Below are 17,412 nucleotides of genomic sequence, written 5' to 3' on the forward strand. Positions count from 1 at the left end.
GAAGCGAGGTAGGCAGTATCGCCGACATTGCGCTTGTCCTACAAAAAATGGCGGCGATTCCTACTCCATTGCTTGTAAGGCTTTAGCATGGCTATCAGTGTTTTCGATCTATTCAAAGTCGGCATCGGTCCGTCCAGCTCCCACACCGTCGGCCCGATGCGCGCCGCCGCGACCTTCGCCCAGGCCCTGATCGACCAGCATTTGCTGCTGGATGTGAAGCGGGTCGAAATTCGTTTGTATGGCTCGCTCTCGGCCACCGGCGTCGGTCACGCCACTGACCGCGCAACGGTCATGGGCCTGATGGGTGAATGGCCGGACAGCATCGATCCGTCGACCATCGACCCGCGCATCCAGCAACTGCGGGAAACCGGCCAACTCTGCCTCGCCGGGAAGAGAGACATTGCCTTCAACTGGCAACACGATCTCCTGCTGCTGGACGAGAGCCTGCCCTACCACCCCAACGCCATGTCGCTGACAGCCTTTGGCGAATCTGCCGAGCTGTTCACGCAAACGTACTACTCGGTCGGCGGCGGTTTCATCATCGAAGCGGCCGAAGCCGAATCCGGCGTAGCACCGGCAAGTGACGTCGAGTTGCCCTACGACTTTTCCAGCGCCGTCGAACTGCTGGCGCTGTGCAAGCAGCACAACCTGCGGGTTTCCGAACTGATGATGGCCAACGAACGGGCCTGGCGCAGCGACGCCGAGATCCGTCAGGGCCTGCTGCATATCTGGTCGGTGATGCGCGAATGTGTCGAGCAAGGTTTGCGTCACGAAGGCGTGCTGCCTGGTGGTCTGAATGTTCCGCGCCGTGCGGCGAAATTGCACCGCAGCCTGCTGGAAATCGGCAAACCGAACGTCATCAGTTCGACCCTGTCGGCGATGGAGTGGGTCAACCTGTTCGCCCTTGCCGTCAACGAAGAAAACGCCGCCGGCGGGCGCATGGTCACCGCGCCGACCAACGGTGCCGCCGGGATCATCCCGGCCGTCCTGCACTACTACATGAAATTCAATCCGGACGCGTCGGACGATGACGTGGTCGCATTCTTTCTGGGCGCGGCCGCCGTCGGCATCCTGTGCAAGAAAAACGCTTCGATCTCCGGCGCCGAAGTCGGCTGCCAGGGCGAAGTCGGCTCCGCTTGTGCGATGGCCGCTGCGGGCCTCGCCGATGTTCTGGGAGCCACGCCGGAGCAACTGGAAAACGCCGCCGAAATCGGCCTGGAACACAACCTCGGCCTGACCTGCGATCCGGTCGGCGGCCTCGTGCAGGTGCCCTGCATCGAGCGCAACGCTATCGCTGCGGTGAAGGCGATCAACGCTACGCAAATGGCTCTGCGCGGCGATGGCAAACACTTCATCTCCCTCGACCGGGTGATCCGCACCATGCGCGATACCGGCGCCGACATGCATGACAAATACAAAGAGACTTCACGGGGCGGCCTGGCCGTGAGCTGGGTGGAGTGCTGAGGAGCGCTCCCTGACCGCCCGTAACACGTGAGCCCGAGCAAGAATAATAACGAGGCAAAAACGATGACCGATGTACGCACACCTGCTGCCGAAAATCCTGCTGTAGACCGCACACGCAATAACGAAACCGCCCACAAGGGCTGGAGCAAATTCGACACCACCTGGATGCTCGGCCTGTACGGCACCGCCATCGGTGCCGGTACGCTGTTCCTGCCGATCAACGCCGGGGTCGGCGGCTTCTGGCCGTTGCTGATCCTGGCGTTGCTCGCATTCCCGATGACCTTCTTCGCGCACCGTGGCCTGACCCGCTTCGTGCTGTCGGGCCGCTCCGGTGACATCACCGAAGTGGTGGAGGAACACTTCGGCATCGGCGCCGGCAAGCTGATCACGCTGCTGTATTTCTTCGCGATCTTCCCGATCCTGCTGGTGTACAGCGTGGCGCTGACCAACACCCTGAGCAGCTTCCTCGAACATCAACTGCACATCGCCCCGCCACCGCGCGCGGTGTTGTCACTGGCGTTGATTCTCGGTTTGATGGCCATTGTGCGTTGCGGTCAAAGCGTCATCGTCAAAGCCATGAGCGTGCTGGTGTATCCATTCGTCGCCGCGTTGCTGCTGCTCGGCATCAGCCTGATTCCGAACTGGAACGGCGCATTCTTCGCCAGCGCCCAGGAACCGATGGAAATGTCGGTATTCCTCAAGACCCTGTGGCTGGCGATTCCGGTGATGGTGTTCTCGTTCAACCATTCGCCGATCATTTCCGCCTTCGCCGTCGAGCAGAAACAACGCTACGGCGACCAGGCCGAACGCAAGAGCAGCGGCATCCTCGCCATGGCCCACGGCATGATGGTGGTGACGGTGATGTTCTTCTGCTTCAGCTGCGTGCTGGCACTGTCGCCGGCGGATCTGGCAGCGGCCAAGGCGCAGAACATTTCGATCCTGTCGTACCTGGCCAATCACTTCCAGACGCCGGTCATCGCCTACGCCGCGCCGCTGATTGCGCTGGTGGCGATCACCAAATCCTTCCTCGGCCATTACATCGGCGCCAGCGAAGGCTTCCAGGGCATGATCGTCAAAAGCCTGCGCGGTCGTGGCCGGGTGATGTCGGCCAGCTGGCTGAATCGTGCGACCGCGCTGTTCATGATCCTCAGCTGCTGGGCCGTGGCGACTTTCAACCCGAGCATCCTCGGCATGATCGAAACCCTCGGCGGGCCAGTGATTGCCTGCCTGTTGTTCCTGATGCCGATGTACGCGATCCGCCGTGTGCCAGCCTTGCGCCAGTATTCGGGCCAGGTGTCCAACGTGTTCGTGGTGCTGATCGGCCTGATTGCACTGTCGGCGATCATCTACTCGGTTCTGCCCTGAAACGGGCCGTAAACGAAAAAGGCGAGCCATGGGCTCGCCTTCTTTTTGGCCGGTTTCATTGTTCGACAATTTTCCCGGCATGTCCCTTGCTACATCGTTGAAGGAGACAAGACCACGGAAGGGCCGACGGTCAGGTTTGGCGAACCAACCCGATCAAGGCCGGTCAACAACTGCACGTTCAATCAGGCGGTGACGCATCATGGACAATCCTTTTCAGATCATTACCGATGCTTTCGCGCCGGACTATCAGATCAACCTGAGCATTCAGGGCCTCGACGGCAGCATCATGCTGACCCTTTCCAACAGCGGCCGGATCGTCGCCAAACGGATGATCAGCGCCGAACAGCGCAACGACCCCAAACGCCTGAAACGACTGGTGCAAAGCATCCAGTTCGGCATCGCCATCGAACAGGGCCACAGCGCCATGGCGATCCTCGAAGCCATGACCCGTGGCGACGGGCTCAACCCGCCACCGCGGCAGATCAAGGGCCAGCATCGACCCTCGATCGGTCTTTAAAGCTCGCCCTTTTCGATCTCCGGGTGTTCGCCGGAGCCCGCACCGAGCTTGCGTTGCGGCTTCTCGATTTTCACCGAAGGGAATTGCGAAGAGGCGTAACGCACTACCAGGATCGAGAACGCCAGCAGCAGAATCCCGCCACACAGGTAGATGATGCCCATGTCCGGCGGATTGTGGTGCGAGACGTTGGAAATCAGCAGGCGCGTCAGTGCGGTGATCGCCACGTAGATCAGGAAACGCACCGGCATGTGGTTGGTCTTGAAATAAATCCCGACCATCGCCCCCAGTTCCAGATAGATGAACAGCAACAGAATGTCATCGATCTTGATGTGCCCTTCCTCGAGCATCCCGAGAAACTCCATCACCGCCGCCCAGGCGGTCACCGCACCAATGGCGAACAGCGCCAGGTAGTGGAAGGTCTCGACGAACAGGTTGCCCAGGGACTCGGCCAGTTGATGCACGTTTTGCCGCAGTTTCTCGGCCCAGTTGATTTTCACGATGAAGGTTCCTTAGCCCGGTTCGAGCGGATGTTGCGCATTGGACGTGACGGTTATTGCACACGTACTCATATGCATGCAGAAAAGAGGCCACGCCATCATGGCGAGGCGCCGCGAAACCTGCGCCGTGGCGTTTGGTCGCACCTGTGCATGACCGTCGGGCTGACAAAATCCGAATCCGGTCTACATTAAAAAGCCACTACCCAAAGCGCAGGGATTCGCTTATCCTTTTCGCTGTATATAGATACAGTAGTCGCAAAGACAACTTAATGTGAAGGCATGTGAGGTGGTGAATGGCCGTCGAAGTGGTATACCGCAGCAGCCGAGATCTGGAGCGCTTGTTCATGGATAAAGCCGAAGCTGACCGTCATGACAAAATGCTCGAACTGGCCGAACTGTTGGCCGAAGTGCTGGAAAAAGCCGTTCCTTCGTTGAGCGAGCAGCAAGTGGAAGAAGTCGGGATCTACATGGCGAAGAACCGCGATGTGTTTGCCCGGGCGTTCAAGAGCCAGCCTGATGCCCTGTCGGAGCTGATCAACGCACCGGCCGCACCGGTTGTAGCAACCGAGACGGCAGACGCAGCCGAACCGGCAGAAGCCCCAGCCAAACCCGCCAAGGCGGCGAAGGCTGCAAAGTAAGCGACACTTGAATTGAATAGCCCCTGAGTTGAACGACTCAGGGGCTTTTTCATGCCCGGACAAATCTCAGCGATACAACACTTTCTCCGCCAGTTCATCCGCCACCCGCGCCGGCGAACGTTTTTCTGCCTGGGCGTGGGCAAACACTTCGGTCAGTCGCGAACTGATTTTCGACAGGTGCGCGGTGATGGTCGTGAGTTCTTCGCCACGGTGCTTGAGGGATACGTAGATCAAGCCACCGGCATTGATCACGTAATCCGGCGCATACAGGATGCCACGCCGTTCCAGCTGATCGGCCACATCCAGATGCGTCAGTTGATTGTTGGCCGACCCCGCCACCGCCGAGCAGCGCAACTGGGTGACCGTGTGGCTGTTGAGCACACCGCCCAAACCGCACGGCGCAAGAATGTCGCACGGCGTGCTGAGTAGAGCGTCGTTGGCAATCGGATGGGCGTTGAGCTGCTCCATCGCCAGTTGCACCTTGCCATGGTCAATGTCGCTGACCAACAGTTCGGCCCCCGCTGCGTGCAACTGCTCCGCGAGCGCAAAGCCGACATTGCCCAGCCCCTGAATCGCCACGCGCAAACCTTCGAGGTTGTCGCTGCCCAGCCGCGCCATGGCGGTAGCGCGGATGCCAGTGAACACGCCCATTGCCGCGTGCGGCGCCGGGTCGCCGGCGGACGTGGTGCTGGTGACATGCTGAGTCTGCTGGGCGATGCAGTCCATGTCCGCCACCGACGTGCCGCTGTCGATGGCGGTGATGTAGCGGCCGTCGAGTTGCTCGATGCAACGACCGAAGGCTTCGAACAGCGCGCCACGGTTTTCCACATGGGCCGGCCGTACGATCACGGCGACGCCGCCGCCCTGGGCCAGACCGGCCAGCGCGGCTTTGTAACTCATGCCCTGGGCCAGGCGTATGGCGTCCGCGACGGCGGACTCGTCGTTCGGATAGGCAAGATAACGACACCCGCCCAGGGCTGGCCCGAGGCGACTGTTATGGATGGCAATGACCGCCTTCAATCCGGAGACCGGATCAACGCTAAGGTGCAGCGATTCCAGGCGAGTGCTTTGCATGAGAGCGAACATCGGCAGGCTCCCGAATCACTTCTGGTAGTCGCCAGTATAGGCTTGCGCCCAAAAATTGCTGAAGCGCACGGGAATAAGGCCCGACAGCGACCAATGCGTTGCGGCATAACCCGATGGCAGAGCGGCGCGGCACTGGACGAATGTCAGAGACGGGGCTAAAACGAGGCATTCTCCGGAGATTTTGATGAGTCCGCGCCAACGTTTTTTCGAGTGTCTGCACCGTTCACCGCCTGCGCTGCTGGAGGCAGCGTTGTGGATGGCCGCCGAGCACGATAAGCACGTCGATCCCGATGCGCTGTTGCAGGACTTCATCGCGCTGCAGCAACGGGTCAGCTTTGGTTTGCCGTTGTTGCCAGTCAGCGAGCTGGCGCAACCGATGTTGCGGCGCATGGTCGAGCTGGGCTTCGCGCAAGACGATTTTGCGCCAGTGCGCCCGCAGGCGGCGCTGCTGAACAAGGTGTTACAGACCCGCCGCGGTCAACCACTGGCTCTGGCGTTGATTGCTCTGGAACTGGCCCGAGGCCTGGAGATTCCGCTGGTGGGCGTGAACTTCCCCGGGCATTTCCTGCTGAAGGTTCCCGGCGCCGATCACCTGCTTGATCCGTGCGGTGGACGGCGCCTGTATCCGAACGATTGTCGCGAACTGCTGCATCGCCAATACGGCCACCAGATGCAACTCAAGGCCGAACACCTGCTGACCGCCACACCACTGCAAATGCTGCAACGTCTGTCACGCAATCTGCGTCAGTTGCATTTGACCCACGATGACTACATCGCGGCGCTGATTGATGCCGAGCGAGTGCTCGAACTGGGCAATGCCAGCGTCGCCGACTACCTGGCCCGGGCCAGTCTGTATCAACGTCTCGACTGCCCGAACGCCGAGCGCTTCGATCTGGAGCATGCGCTATTGCTCAGTGACGACCCGATTCAGCGGCTTCGCCTGACGGAACGGCTGGGGCATCTGCCGCCCAATTCGGTGGTGCACTGACTGACGCCGCCGAAGGCGAACGCACCTGAATGATCAGCAACGCCGCAATCACCGCCGGAATCGCGCAGAAGAAGAAAATCTGCTCCACCGGAATGTGCATCGCCAGCAACAGGCTGCCGAACAACGGCCCGAGAATCGATCCGAATCGTCCGACACCCAACGCCCAACCAGTGCCGGTGGCGCGCACGTGGGCTGGATAGAAATTGCTGGCGAACGCATTCAGCGTCAATTGCCCGCCGATGATGCAGAACCCCGCCGCAAACACACAGGCCACCAGATAGCGCGGATTGTCGTGATTCAGGCCCAACAGAATCGTGCACAGCGCCGCACCGGCCAGTACCCCGGACAGCAGACGCACCTTGCGTTTCATACGGTCGGCGAACCAAGCCATGCAGATCGCCCCCAGCGTACCGGCGAACAGGAACATCGACGTCACCAGGTTCGCTTCATTGAGCTTCAGGCCACTTTCCAGCAGCAGCGACGGCAGCCAGCTGATCATGAAATACAGCAGAATCAAGCTGACGAAAAACGTCGCCCAGATCAGCAGGGTCGGACGCGCATAGCCGTTGCGGAACAATTCCACCACGGTCAGTTTGCTGCCCTGCTCGCGCTCGTTCTGCTCGACCGATGCAGCAGGCGGTTGCCAGTCCGGCAGCATTCGCGCGGTGACCTTGCGCAGGCGCGCATACGGCGGTGCGTCACGCAGCAGTCGTGGCAAGGACTCCGGCAACATCCACCAGAGAAACGGGAACAACAGCAGCGGCGTGACACCGCCGGCGAGGAACACCGCCTGCCAGCCGAATCGATCAATGAACCCGGCCGCAACAAAACCACCCGCCGCCCCGCCGAACGAGAAGCCGCAGGCCGCGAGCGTCACCATCAGCGTGCGCAGGCGCGGTGGCGAATATTCCGACATCAACGCCATGGCGCTGGGCATTGCGCCGCCCATGCCGATGCCGCAGATGAAGCGCGCGATCATCAGGGTGTTCAGGGAATTGGCGAACACCATCAGCACCGTGAGGCTGGCGTAGATCAGTACACAGGCGAGCAGAATCCGCCGCACACCGAAACGGTCGGCCAGCGGCGTCACGGCCAGCGAACCGAGAGTCAGGCCCAGCAGGTTGGCGCTGAACACCGGGCCGAACGCGGACTTCTCCAGACCCCAGTCCTGCGCCAACGCCGGTACCACGTAACCGAGCACCTGGGCGTCATAGCCGTCAGTGACCAGCAGCAAGGCGAGAAGAATCAGGAGCAACCACTGAAAGCGGGACACAGGACGGGCGTCGAGTGCCGCCCGGAAGCTGGCAATCTGGTTGTGCATCGCAAGGTACCTGTTTTGTTTTTATGTTTTTTTGCGGGTAACCCGAATGGCTCCCGTGCGCTGCACGGGAGCCATCAAATGCTACTTCGGCGTGTCCGGCTGATTCGCCGGATGCGCCGCAATGAATGCCGGATGTTCAGCGGCCAACGCGGCCACCCGACGAATCCGTGGAAAAGCCTCCAGCGAAACGTTGAAACGCTCGGCCGCGTACAGCTGCGGAATCAGGTACACGTCAGCCACGCACGGCCACTCGCCGAAACAGAAGCCGCTGTCGCCGATCAACTGCTCCAGTGTCGCCAGCCCCTGACTGATCCAGTGGCCGATCCATTCGTTCACCTGCGTTTCGTCATGGCCCAGACCGCGCAGGCGATTGAGCACGCTGACGTTGTGCAGCGGATGTACGTCGCAGCCGATCACCGCCGCCACGCCGCGCACCTGGGCGCGGGCAACGAGGTCTTCGGGCAGCAACGGCACTTGTGGATAACGCTCTTCCAGGTACTCGATGATGGCCGGCGACTGAATCAGCAGCTTGCCGTCGTCAGTGCGCAGCGCTGGCACGCGGCCCTGGGGATTGATCGCCAGGTACGCCGGTTGTCGATGTTCGCCACCGGGCGGTGCGATCAGGTTGACCGGCAGCGCCTGATAGTCGAGGCCCTTGAGTGCCAGCGCGATCCGCACCCGGTATGACGAGGTGGAACGGTAATAGGTATAGAGATCCATGAGCCGCTCCTGTCAGCGTGCCGCCAGCACGGTGCCACGGCATTCGCCGAAACCGATGGAGGCAAAACCTTCGCGGGCGCAGCGAGCGCGCAGGATGATTTCGTCACCGTCTTCAAGGAACTTGCGCACTTCGCCGGAGGCCAGCTCGATTGGCTTTTTACCGCCCTCGGTGATTTCCAGCAGGCTGCCGAACTGGCCGTTTTCAGGGCCGGACAACGTGCCCGAACCGAACAGGTCACCGGCCTGCAACTGGCAGCCGTTGACGCTGTGATGCGCGACCATTTGCGCGACGGTCCAGTACATGTAGCGGGTGTTGCTCAGAGTCAGGCGATGGGCCGGCAGGTTCTGCTCACGCATTTTCTCGGTGAGTAGCAACACCTCCAGCTCGATGTCGAAACCACCGCCATCCTGATCGCGCTTGTCGAGCAGGTACGGCAGCGGCTGTGGATCGCCTTGCGGACGCGCCGGTTGCGCGGTACGGAATGGCGCCAGCGCTTCGGCGGTCACCACCCATGGCGAGACGCTGGTGATGAAGCTCTTGGACAGGAACGGGCCGAGCGGCTGGTATTCCCACGCCTGGATGTCACGGGCCGACCAGTCGTTGAGCAGACAGAAACCGGCGATGTGTTCTGCGGCATCGCCAATGGCAATTGGCTCGCCCATCTCGTTGCCCTGACCGATCCAGATGCCCAGCTCCAGTTCATAGTCCAGACGCGCGCAAGGGCCGAAGGTCGGTTCGGTCGCACCGGCCGGCAAGGTCTGGCCTTTCGGACGGCGGACGTCGGTGCCGGAAGCACGCACGGTGGACGCACGACCGTGGTAGCCGATCGGCACGTGTTTGTAGTTCGGCAGCAGCGGGTTGTCCGGGCGGAACAGTTTGCCGACATTCTGCGCATGCTCGATGCCGACGTAGAAGTCGGTGTAGTCACTGATGCGCGCCGGCAGGTGCAGCTGGCAATCGGCAGCCAGCGGCAGCAGTTTCGCGCCCTGGGCTTCGATGTTGCCGCGAAGGGTGCTGCCTTCGCTGAACAGTTCCAGCAGTCGTTCGCGCAAGGCAACGCGAGCGTCGCGGCCGAGTTCGAAGAAGGCGTTCAACTGACCGCCGTGCATGGCTTCGACTGCACTGCGCGCGACGCCGTCGAACAGCCCGGCCTCCAGCGCCACTTGCAGATCGAAGATGTGTTCGCCAATCGCCACGCCCGCGCGCGGTGCCGAGCCATTGAAGCTGAACACACCCAGCGGCAGGTTCTGCAACGGGAAATCGGTGTGGCCATTGGCCGAAGCGACCCAACTGCGGGTGATGGAATTCTGAGTCATGGGTTATCTCCGGGTCGGGTCGAACGTGGCGGGCAGCGTGGCCCAGCAGGCGTCGTAAGTGGATTGCAGTTGCGGGCAGTCGAGGGCGAAGCGGCTTGGGCGCAGCACCTGGCTGGTCTCGAACATGAAGGCCATGGTGTTGTCGATCTTCGCCGGTTTCAGGTCCGCGTTGATGGCTTTGGTGCAGGTCTCGCCGTCCGGTCCGTGAGCGCTCATGCAGCTGTGCAGGGACGCACCGCCGGGCACGAAACCTTCGGCCTTGGCGTCGTATTCGCCCTGGATCAGGCCCATGAATTCGTTCATCAGGTTGCGGTGGAACCACGGCGGACGGAAGGTGTTCTCGGCCACCATCCAGCGCGGCGGGAAGATCACGAAATCTAGATTGGCCAGGCCGTGGACGCTGGTCGGCGAGGTCAGCACAGTGAAGATCGACGGGTCCGGGTGATCGAAACTGACGGTGCCGATGGTATTGAAGCGGCGCAGGTCATATTTGTACGGCACGTTGTTGCCGTGCCAGGCGACCACGTTCAGCGGCGAGTGATTGAGTTCGGTGCCCCACAACTGGCCGAGGAATTTCTGCACCAGTGTGGTCGGTTGTTGCAGGTTTTCGTAGGCGGCAACCGGGGTCAGGAAATCCCGTGGATTGGCCAGACCGTTGCTGCCGATCGGCCCCAGATCCGGCAGGCGCAGCGGCGCACCGTGGTTCTCGGCGATATAACCGCGCGCCTGCGCATCGAGCAATTCGACGCGGAATTTCAGGCCCCGTGGCAACACGGCAATTTCCAGTGGTGCCACTTCCAGCACACCGAGTTCGGTGGCGATACGCAGGCGCCCCAATTGCGGCACCAGCAGCAGCTCACCGTCGGCGTTGAAGAACACCCGCTCCATCGAACGGTTGGCACAGTAGTGGTAGATGCTGATGCCGGCCGGTTTTTCGGCAGCGGAATTGGCCGCCATGCTCACCAGTCCGTCGATGAAGTCGGTCGGCTCGGCCGGGATATCCAGCGGGTTCCAGCGCAGGCGATTGGGGGTGACTTCACCCAACGGACCGCCCGCCAGTTGCCGCTCCAGTTTGGCGAATGCCGGGTGATTGGCCGACGGCTGGATCCGGTACATCCAGGTACGCCGCGCTTCGCTGCGGGTCATGGTGAACGCGGTGCCGGAGAACAGTTCGGTGTACAGACCGTAAGGGGCTTTCTGCGGGGAGTTCTGGCCGACGGGCAGTGCGCCGGGCAACGCTTCGGAGCTGAATTCGTTGCCGAAACCGGACTGGTAAGCCAGGGCTGAATCGAGGTTCATGGAGCCTCCTGAACAGGGAGTCGGCATGGCCGGACGCTCTGGGTCGGAGGTCTTGGCACGCCGGGGTTATTTTTATCGTAATTCAATTACGCATAACGTAATTTGCTCGCTATCCAGCGTCAAGCTATAAAGACGCCCATTCGTTCCGGGACACGGCAGCACCATGGAAAAAACCAGCGACAGCAACGGCAAACAGAAAGTCCGCTCCGCCGAAGTCGGCACCGACATCCTCAAGGCCCTGGCCGAGTTGTCGCCCTCCACTTCGCTGTCGCGCCTGGCCGAACATGTGCAGATGCCCGCGAGCAAGGTTCACCGCTATCTGCAGGCATTGATCGCCAGTGGTTTCGCCGAACAGAACACCGCCACCAACCATTACGGTCTCGGCCGCGAAGCGTTGCGTGTGGGTCTGGCCGCACTCAACAGTATGGACGTGCTGAAAGTCGCCGCCCTGCCGCTGTCCGAACTGCGCGACGAACTCAACGAAACCTGTTTCCTCGCCGTGTGGGGCAATCAGGGCGCGACCGTGGTGCACATCGAGCCGGCGGTGCGTGCGGTGACCGTGGTGACGCAACTGGGCTCGGTGCTGCCGCTGCTCAGCTCCTCCACCGGACTGGTCTTCGGCGCCTACCTGCCACACCGGGAAACCGACGAATTGCGCGAACAGGAAATCGCCGTCGGCGGCCATCCGCTGGCGGACGAAAAGGCCTATTCGGCGTTGTGCGAACAGATCCGCGAACGCGGTCTGCATCATGTGCACGGTTTGCTGATGCCCGGCGTCGACGCCCTCTCGGCACCGGTGTTCAACGCCCTCGGGCAGATCGCGGCGGTGTTGACCATCGTCGGCCCGACGTCGCTGTTCCACGCCGACGAAAACGGCCCGGCGGCGCAGCGGTTGCTGGCTGCGACGCGGGCCGTGAGTTGGCGGATGGGGTTTGACGCCCGCTAGTCGGATGACTTCAATCGGTTACAGCAACAGCGTCTGGCTATCGCTGGCCGACTCTTCTTTCAGGATATCTTCGAGCAGTTCCTGAAAGCGGTCGTAGCCAAGGCTCTGACCAGTGGCCGAAGCGACCAGACCGATGACGGTGTTGGCGTCTCCCAGAAGCTGAATCAGGGTCTTCTGAGCCTTGGTCGCTTCTTTCCCGCCGGGAACCAGAGAAGCCAGATCCAGCAACGCATCCTTGAAATGGTTGAACGCCGTTGCTCGATCTCCGTACTTGTAAGCCTGGGCGCCCTCAAGAACATTTTTGGTGATCTGCACGGCCGAGAGTGCCAGCCCCACCGGTGGAATGACCATGCTGACGACGGTTGCCGCAAGGACAGCGGTGTCATAAACCAGCTTGCCGATGATTTCGCCGAGGCTGGTTGTTTGAGCGTCCACATCGGAAATAATCCGCTCTATGCGGGCATTGTAACTTGCCCGCAATGACTGCACACGGCTGTTCATCTCAAGCACGGGCGGGCTTTCGGAGATGTTCTTGAACTCGATGTTATTGACGAAAGTCCCGATGATCGGTTGCTCGATGTATTTGACCCGCTCATAGATATATTGGCCGAGACCATTTTCCTTGATCGACGCAAAAAGCTGGTTCATCGGGCGATAGTGGACACCGTCTGGGGCGTTGGGCGTGTAAAGAATCTCAGTGATTCTCCCGCCCTCTACCAACCTGAAAACGTAGACGCCTTCAATCAGACAGCGCTTTAAATGCAGTTTGAATACTGCACTGTGTTGCACGCTGGTTACCGTTTCTCCAAAAGGAGGAAACGATGGATCCGAGGCCTTGTCCAGCCCTGCGATCAAACTATTCAACTGCTCAGCCAACCCACTGGACATCTCGCCGGAAAAATGGCTGGACAATACCGCCCGGTACATTTCGGCTTGCTGCGTTCTGAAATGTACTTCCCGCTTCAGCTCATACTCCGGATGTTTATTGTTCAGATAAACCGTACGCAACATGGCAATGTACTTTTCTCCCGGCCGCAAAGTGCGGGACCAACTTGCCAAATGACGGATATCAAGATTACGCAGTGCTGGATGGCCCGCATTTACTCGAAATCGCGGAAAAACGCCTACCAGTTCGCCATCGCTTTCATGCGCATAGAACGGCGTCTCTTTGATAATGATCCGGGACAACGTAACTTCTTTACCTTGCTCCAGCTCGACAATAATCTCATCCGGATTGACTGCGACGATTTCCCCGGATGCTTTTAGCAAGTCTTCAATGTTCTGTTTTATGAGATCGCGGCAAAAAGTCTCATAAGGAACAATGCCGGCTTCGCGCGTGTTGACGGTATAGAGGGCTTTCAACTCCGTATTCAACCGAGCGTAACGCTGACGAAGATCGGCATTCGCTTTTCGGTAACCTGCCGGTTGTACAAGACTCTCCTGGGCCAGGTCCCAGGAAACCTGATAGAAAACCGCCTCTGCAAAAATCCCTTCCGGTGCTTCGGGCCATTCGTAAAAGGTTGCGCCTTTCCAGGCACTCGGCAGTTGCTGAAGCTGTTTCACGTACTTCGACAATGCCACCCTTTCTTGAGGGTGCGCCTGGGACGTCAGATAGCTCACTCCCTCATCAGTCCTGACCCAGCCGGCCACCTGAAACTCGAGTTCGCGAATATTGGGGAACACGTACCAATCCCTGCCACCTGGCGAGCCTGGGGCGTACAAGGCGCAGGCGCCATAGGGGTTGCTCTTTTGCTGGAAAACCATCAGATCCCTGAAACCAAATCGGTAACCTTTCAACACGAACGCCGATGCCGAAATACTGCGGTCACCCTGCTGGAAGCGTTCGACCATTTCCATGCTCGGCTGATTGAGGTGTCCCTGCAAAGTCGCCGAGAACGCGCTGAAAGCGATGCGGGTTGCCAGGGCCCCCAACAATGCGATTTGCACACCGTAATCATCAAAGGATTTTCGAAGCGCTTCGAAGTAATCCGAACGGATATCGATACCAGACAACCAGTTTTCCAGGCGAGCTTGAGTCAAGCCTGAAGGAATTTGACCTTCGAACTTCATTTCAGAGCGGTTGTTCTGATCATGCAGACCGAACAATGCCAGCTCCAGTAACGAACGTTTATCCTCTTGAACCAGCGTGCGACCGGCCATCTGAACCCTGAAGCGGGAAATAACGCTGACACTCTCTGGATCAATCCGAGCACCCAATGCACTGTTCGTCCATTCCAGAACACGTGCGGATGCGTAGCTCTTCAAGGATGCCGACTTTCCCAGCAGTCGCCTGAGTTCCGCCTCCTGCTCAGTCATTTGCTGCTTCAGGTATTCATACTTCTGTTGATTGTTCGAGCTGGTGTTTGCGAGCCATTGCGGGCGAAAATCGAAAGTATCTTTTAAATCGTTCATTGCGAGTTCCTTGCAGCATCAAAAGCTAAATGACACAGTGTCATTTATTCATTGCAACAAAGTTAACGCCCCACAAACCCGACTAAAACAAGCGACCCGTTACTTCACATTTTGAATATTTAATAATTATCTCCGAGAAGAAACCGAACAAATAAATCAGCCCTCTGCTGTAACGCCCACTACACATCCAGACCCAGCTTTTTTGCACTGGCTACCGCTTGTGTTCTGCGCTCGACACCCAACTTCCCGTGTATACGCCTGGCATGAGTCTTTACTGTATGTAAGGAAATAAATAGCTGATCTGCAATCTGTTGATTGGAATACCCTTTGGCAATCAGTCTCAAAACTTCCAGTTCTCGCTGACTGAGCAATGCACCACTGTTCGAACTGACTGCACAAGGTGTCTCGGCAGCGCTGTCAGCCAGTTCCGGCCGGCGCATTTTCAGTTCATGCAGTGCCTGATGCAGTCCATGCAGGCTGGCCATTTCACAGCCCGCCTGCAAATGCGATCTGGCCAACAATTCGTCACCCCATGCGAACGCCACCTCGGCCAATGCCAGGTGCAAGTCGGTTTCCAGAGAAAGCATTTTGCAATGCCGGGCGATTCCCAGAAGCTGCTGGAGGCGCACTACGGAACCATGAGCTTTGTGCAATCCAGCCTGGGCGAGGATAAGCAGGTACTCGATACGCGGAATCAGCTCCAGAGTCGCAGGCGGAGCCTGTAATGCACCGGGTCCCTGATAGTGTCGCAGCAAGCGGGTCATGGCCTCGCAAACTAGTTCGTTACGCCCTTGCTGCAGCCAGAAAAGACTGCTGGCGTGCAACAATGCACCGCGATAGACCGTGTCCGGAATCTGCCGTAATTGCATCAGCCGCTCGGCATCGCGCAGATACACGAAAGCCTGTTCGTAGTCCGCCTGGTTGGCGGCCAATTGCGCCAGCCCGATGAAACCATACAGCACGCGCTTGTCATGGTTGCGCTTGCAGTCCTCCAGGCCGACCTGGAAAAACGCTGCGGCACGAGTCTCCAAACCCTGACTCAATGCCAGCCGCCCTCGGCGTAACGCGATTCTTCCCAGCAATGGTGTCGGCCGGTTCGGTTGCTTGCCAAGCAAATCATGAACATTGGCCAGAAGACTTTCAGCCCGAGACGCTGTGCCGCGCTGCTCCAGCAATTGCGCATGATCGAGCTCAAGCAGTGCCTCGAAAACCAGCGAACCTTGCGCTCGTGCCAGACACAGCGCCTGGCGGTTACAGGCGTGCGCAACGTCGAGTTCGCCTCTTAAAAGTGCTTGTTGGGTCAATCCGGACAAACACAGTGCCCGAGCGATCCAGCTGTCCGCATCCAGCACTTCCAATGCTTGAGAGAAATGCTCTTGAGCAGCCTCCATCCGCCCCTCGAGATGCGCCAGCCAACCGCTCAACGCCTGGAAGCGTGCAATCAGCTGACACTCACCCTGTGCAGAGGATTGCGGCAGGAAAAACGAAAGACGCGCAATACACCGCGCCGCCTGTTCAAAGCGACCGGCAAACAGCAACGCCGCCGTCATCAATCCGACCAGCTGTGGCGAACTCATTGTCAGCTCACCGCCCTGGATTTCATGCAGCCGCAACAACAGCACCACCGTCTGCTCTTCGAACAGATGCTCGAAGCTGAAGTGCTGCAACAGACTGATGGCCGCTTCATGTTCTTCGGCCAGGAGAGCCTGTTCAAAAGCCGAGCGCCAGTCATTCGCGGCAGCGAACCACTGGCAGGCCCGACGATGCCAGGAGCGCCCCGATGGCCACTGCTCTTCGCGAATGACGTGCGACAGTGACGGGAAAACCTGCAGCCAGTCGGCCGAATCGTTCCAGGGCTCGATAAAGCAACCGAGCACTTGCAGCGTGCGCAAGTACCGGGCGCCCTCTCCGGCACCAAACAGGTGTTCACAGAGCTCGGCATTGAATCGCGGCAGATGCGCGAGCACTCTCCAGGCTTCGGCGAGTTCCGGGCTCAGCCCGCTGAACAGTTCGTGTTGCAGGTAGTCCAGCAAGGTGTCCATGCGTTGCTGCGGTAACGTCTTTTGCGACCAGTCGCATTTTTGCATCAACAGCATCCGCACCCCGGCGCACCAGCCGCCACACCGCTGGAAGATGCGTCCGGCCACACTGTCGGCCTGGGCTGGCGGCAAGTGACGCAACACTTGGGCGATTTCGTCCCGGGTCAGCGCCAGCGTCGCGCCTTCACATTCGTACAAGGCATCATCGAGCAGCAGACGCGGCCAGTTGCAGAGCGGACGCCGCCGGGTACCGATCCACCATGTCAGGGCCGGACTGCTGATCGCCAGCATTCGGTCGAGCAGAGCATCCAGCGAAGGCTGCGGATTCCGGCAGTAATCGTCGATCAACACCCAGGTTGCCGAGGACCGTCGCGCCAGTTCATAAAGCAACGAAGCCTCGTCCGAGGCCGTCAGTCCCATCGCACGGGCAAGCCGTTCGCAAAACTCGCCGACGCTCAAGGACGCCCCTGCCAACGGCAACCAGCAGACGGTGCAATTAACCGGGGCTTGCAGCAGGCACTCGGTGAGCAGCGCGGTTTTACCGCTGCCGGCCGGCGCGCAGATCAGTTTGACCCGGGCCGTCGAATCGAACAGTGCCTCGCAAAGGCGCGGGCGTGGCAGATGATGGGGAGACAGTCTCGGGAGAAAATCCGGTCTATCCAGACGGGGTGTCATGGCGGTCATCGGGGGCGCCTTTTTATCGTTGTACGCTCACCCTAGCCCTCTCCCCGACGCTTGTTGACGAGTATTCAGTACGCTGATTGCAGCTCATAAAAAAGGCGACCGCCCGGTCGCCTTTTGTC

The 17,412-nt window shown here is 59.7% G+C and carries 13 protein-coding genes and 1 pseudogene; 6 read left to right on the plus strand and 8 right to left on the minus strand.

Features of this window, described 5'->3' with window-relative positions:
• Positions 1-87 precede the first annotated feature (87 nt).
• From OQ248_RS05785 to OQ248_RS05795, 3 genes are all read left to right on the plus strand, one after another.
• Positions 88-1,464 (plus strand): L-serine ammonia-lyase, encoded by a 1,377-nt coding sequence (locus tag OQ248_RS05785; RefSeq protein WP_265812281.1) that lies wholly within the window; start codon positions 88-90, stop codon positions 1,462-1,464.
• Between the two features lie 63 nt (positions 1,465-1,527).
• On the plus strand, positions 1,528-2,829 hold the full coding sequence (locus OQ248_RS05790) for an HAAAP family serine/threonine permease (protein WP_119426743.1): 1,302 nt from the start codon (positions 1,528-1,530) through the stop codon (positions 2,827-2,829).
• A gap of 199 nt (positions 2,830-3,028) precedes the next feature.
• The gene (locus tag OQ248_RS05795) at positions 3,029-3,346 is read left to right on the plus strand and encodes a DUF3509 domain-containing protein (protein WP_265812282.1); all 318 of its coding nucleotides are present in this window, start codon (positions 3,029-3,031) and stop codon (positions 3,344-3,346) included.
• On the opposite strand, the gene OQ248_RS05800 is transcribed toward OQ248_RS05795, so the two are convergent.
• Entirely contained in the window at positions 3,343-3,843 is a 501-nt protein-coding gene (locus tag OQ248_RS05800) for a phosphate-starvation-inducible PsiE family protein (RefSeq protein WP_003221775.1), read from the minus strand. The genes OQ248_RS05795 and OQ248_RS05800 overlap by 4 nt on opposite strands.
• A gap of 293 nt (positions 3,844-4,136) precedes the next feature.
• Here OQ248_RS05800 and OQ248_RS05805 point away from each other — a divergent pair.
• Positions 4,137-4,376, plus strand: a pseudogene (locus OQ248_RS05805) (YebG family protein); the annotation flags it as partial.
• Between the two features lie 171 nt (positions 4,377-4,547).
• Here OQ248_RS05805 and OQ248_RS05810 read toward each other — a convergent pair.
• Positions 4,548-5,567 carry a Glu/Leu/Phe/Val dehydrogenase dimerization domain-containing protein gene (locus tag OQ248_RS05810; RefSeq protein WP_265812283.1) on the minus strand — a complete coding sequence of 340 codons (1,020 nt, stop codon included), beginning with the start codon at positions 5,565-5,567 and terminating at the stop codon, positions 4,548-4,550.
• Positions 5,568-5,751: 184 nt separating this feature from the next.
• Here OQ248_RS05810 and OQ248_RS05815 point away from each other — a divergent pair, with 184 nt between their 5' ends.
• Entirely contained in the window at positions 5,752-6,555 is an 804-nt protein-coding gene (locus OQ248_RS05815) for a transglutaminase family protein (protein WP_265812284.1), read from the plus strand.
• Here the strand turns inward: OQ248_RS05815 and OQ248_RS05820 are convergent.
• The 4 genes from OQ248_RS05820 to hmgA form a co-directional block, all read right to left on the minus strand.
• Positions 6,479-7,876, minus strand: coding sequence for an aromatic acid/H+ symport family MFS transporter (locus OQ248_RS05820; RefSeq protein ID WP_265812285.1), 1,398 nt, complete (start codon positions 7,874-7,876; stop codon positions 6,479-6,481). The genes OQ248_RS05815 and OQ248_RS05820 overlap by 77 nt on opposite strands.
• A gap of 81 nt (positions 7,877-7,957) precedes the next feature.
• Positions 7,958-8,596 (minus strand): maleylacetoacetate isomerase, encoded by a 639-nt coding sequence (maiA, locus tag OQ248_RS05825; RefSeq protein ID WP_265812286.1) that lies wholly within the window; start codon positions 8,594-8,596, stop codon positions 7,958-7,960.
• A 12-nt stretch (positions 8,597-8,608) separates the two neighbouring features.
• Positions 8,609-9,913 carry a fumarylacetoacetase gene (gene fahA / locus OQ248_RS05830; RefSeq protein ID WP_265812287.1) on the minus strand — a complete coding sequence of 435 codons (1,305 nt, stop codon included), beginning with the start codon at positions 9,911-9,913 and terminating at the stop codon, positions 8,609-8,611.
• A 3-nt stretch (positions 9,914-9,916) separates the two neighbouring features.
• A complete protein-coding gene (gene hmgA / locus OQ248_RS05835) occupies positions 9,917-11,212 on the minus strand; it encodes a homogentisate 1,2-dioxygenase (protein ID WP_265812288.1) in 1,296 nt (431 codons plus the stop codon).
• Between the two features lie 163 nt (positions 11,213-11,375).
• Here hmgA and OQ248_RS05840 point away from each other — a divergent pair, with 163 nt between their 5' ends.
• A complete protein-coding gene (locus OQ248_RS05840; protein WP_265812289.1) occupies positions 11,376-12,158 on the plus strand; it encodes an IclR family transcriptional regulator in 783 nt (260 codons plus the stop codon).
• A gap of 18 nt (positions 12,159-12,176) precedes the next feature.
• On the opposite strand, the gene OQ248_RS05845 is transcribed toward OQ248_RS05840, so the two are convergent.
• Together OQ248_RS05845 and OQ248_RS05850 are read right to left on the minus strand one after the other, a co-directional pair.
• Positions 12,177-14,570, minus strand: coding sequence for a DUF6543 domain-containing protein (locus OQ248_RS05845; RefSeq protein ID WP_265812290.1), 2,394 nt, complete (start codon positions 14,568-14,570; stop codon positions 12,177-12,179).
• 179 nt (positions 14,571-14,749) lie between these two features.
• Positions 14,750-17,293 carry a LuxR C-terminal-related transcriptional regulator gene (locus OQ248_RS05850; protein ID WP_265812291.1) on the minus strand — a complete coding sequence of 848 codons (2,544 nt, stop codon included), beginning with the start codon at positions 17,291-17,293 and terminating at the stop codon, positions 14,750-14,752.
• Between the last annotated feature and the right edge of the window lie 119 nt (positions 17,294-17,412).

It is taken from the genome of Pseudomonas sp. COW5, assembly GCF_026240005.1.
Classification (GTDB): Bacteria; Pseudomonadota; Gammaproteobacteria; order Pseudomonadales; family Pseudomonadaceae; genus Aquipseudomonas; species Aquipseudomonas kribbensis.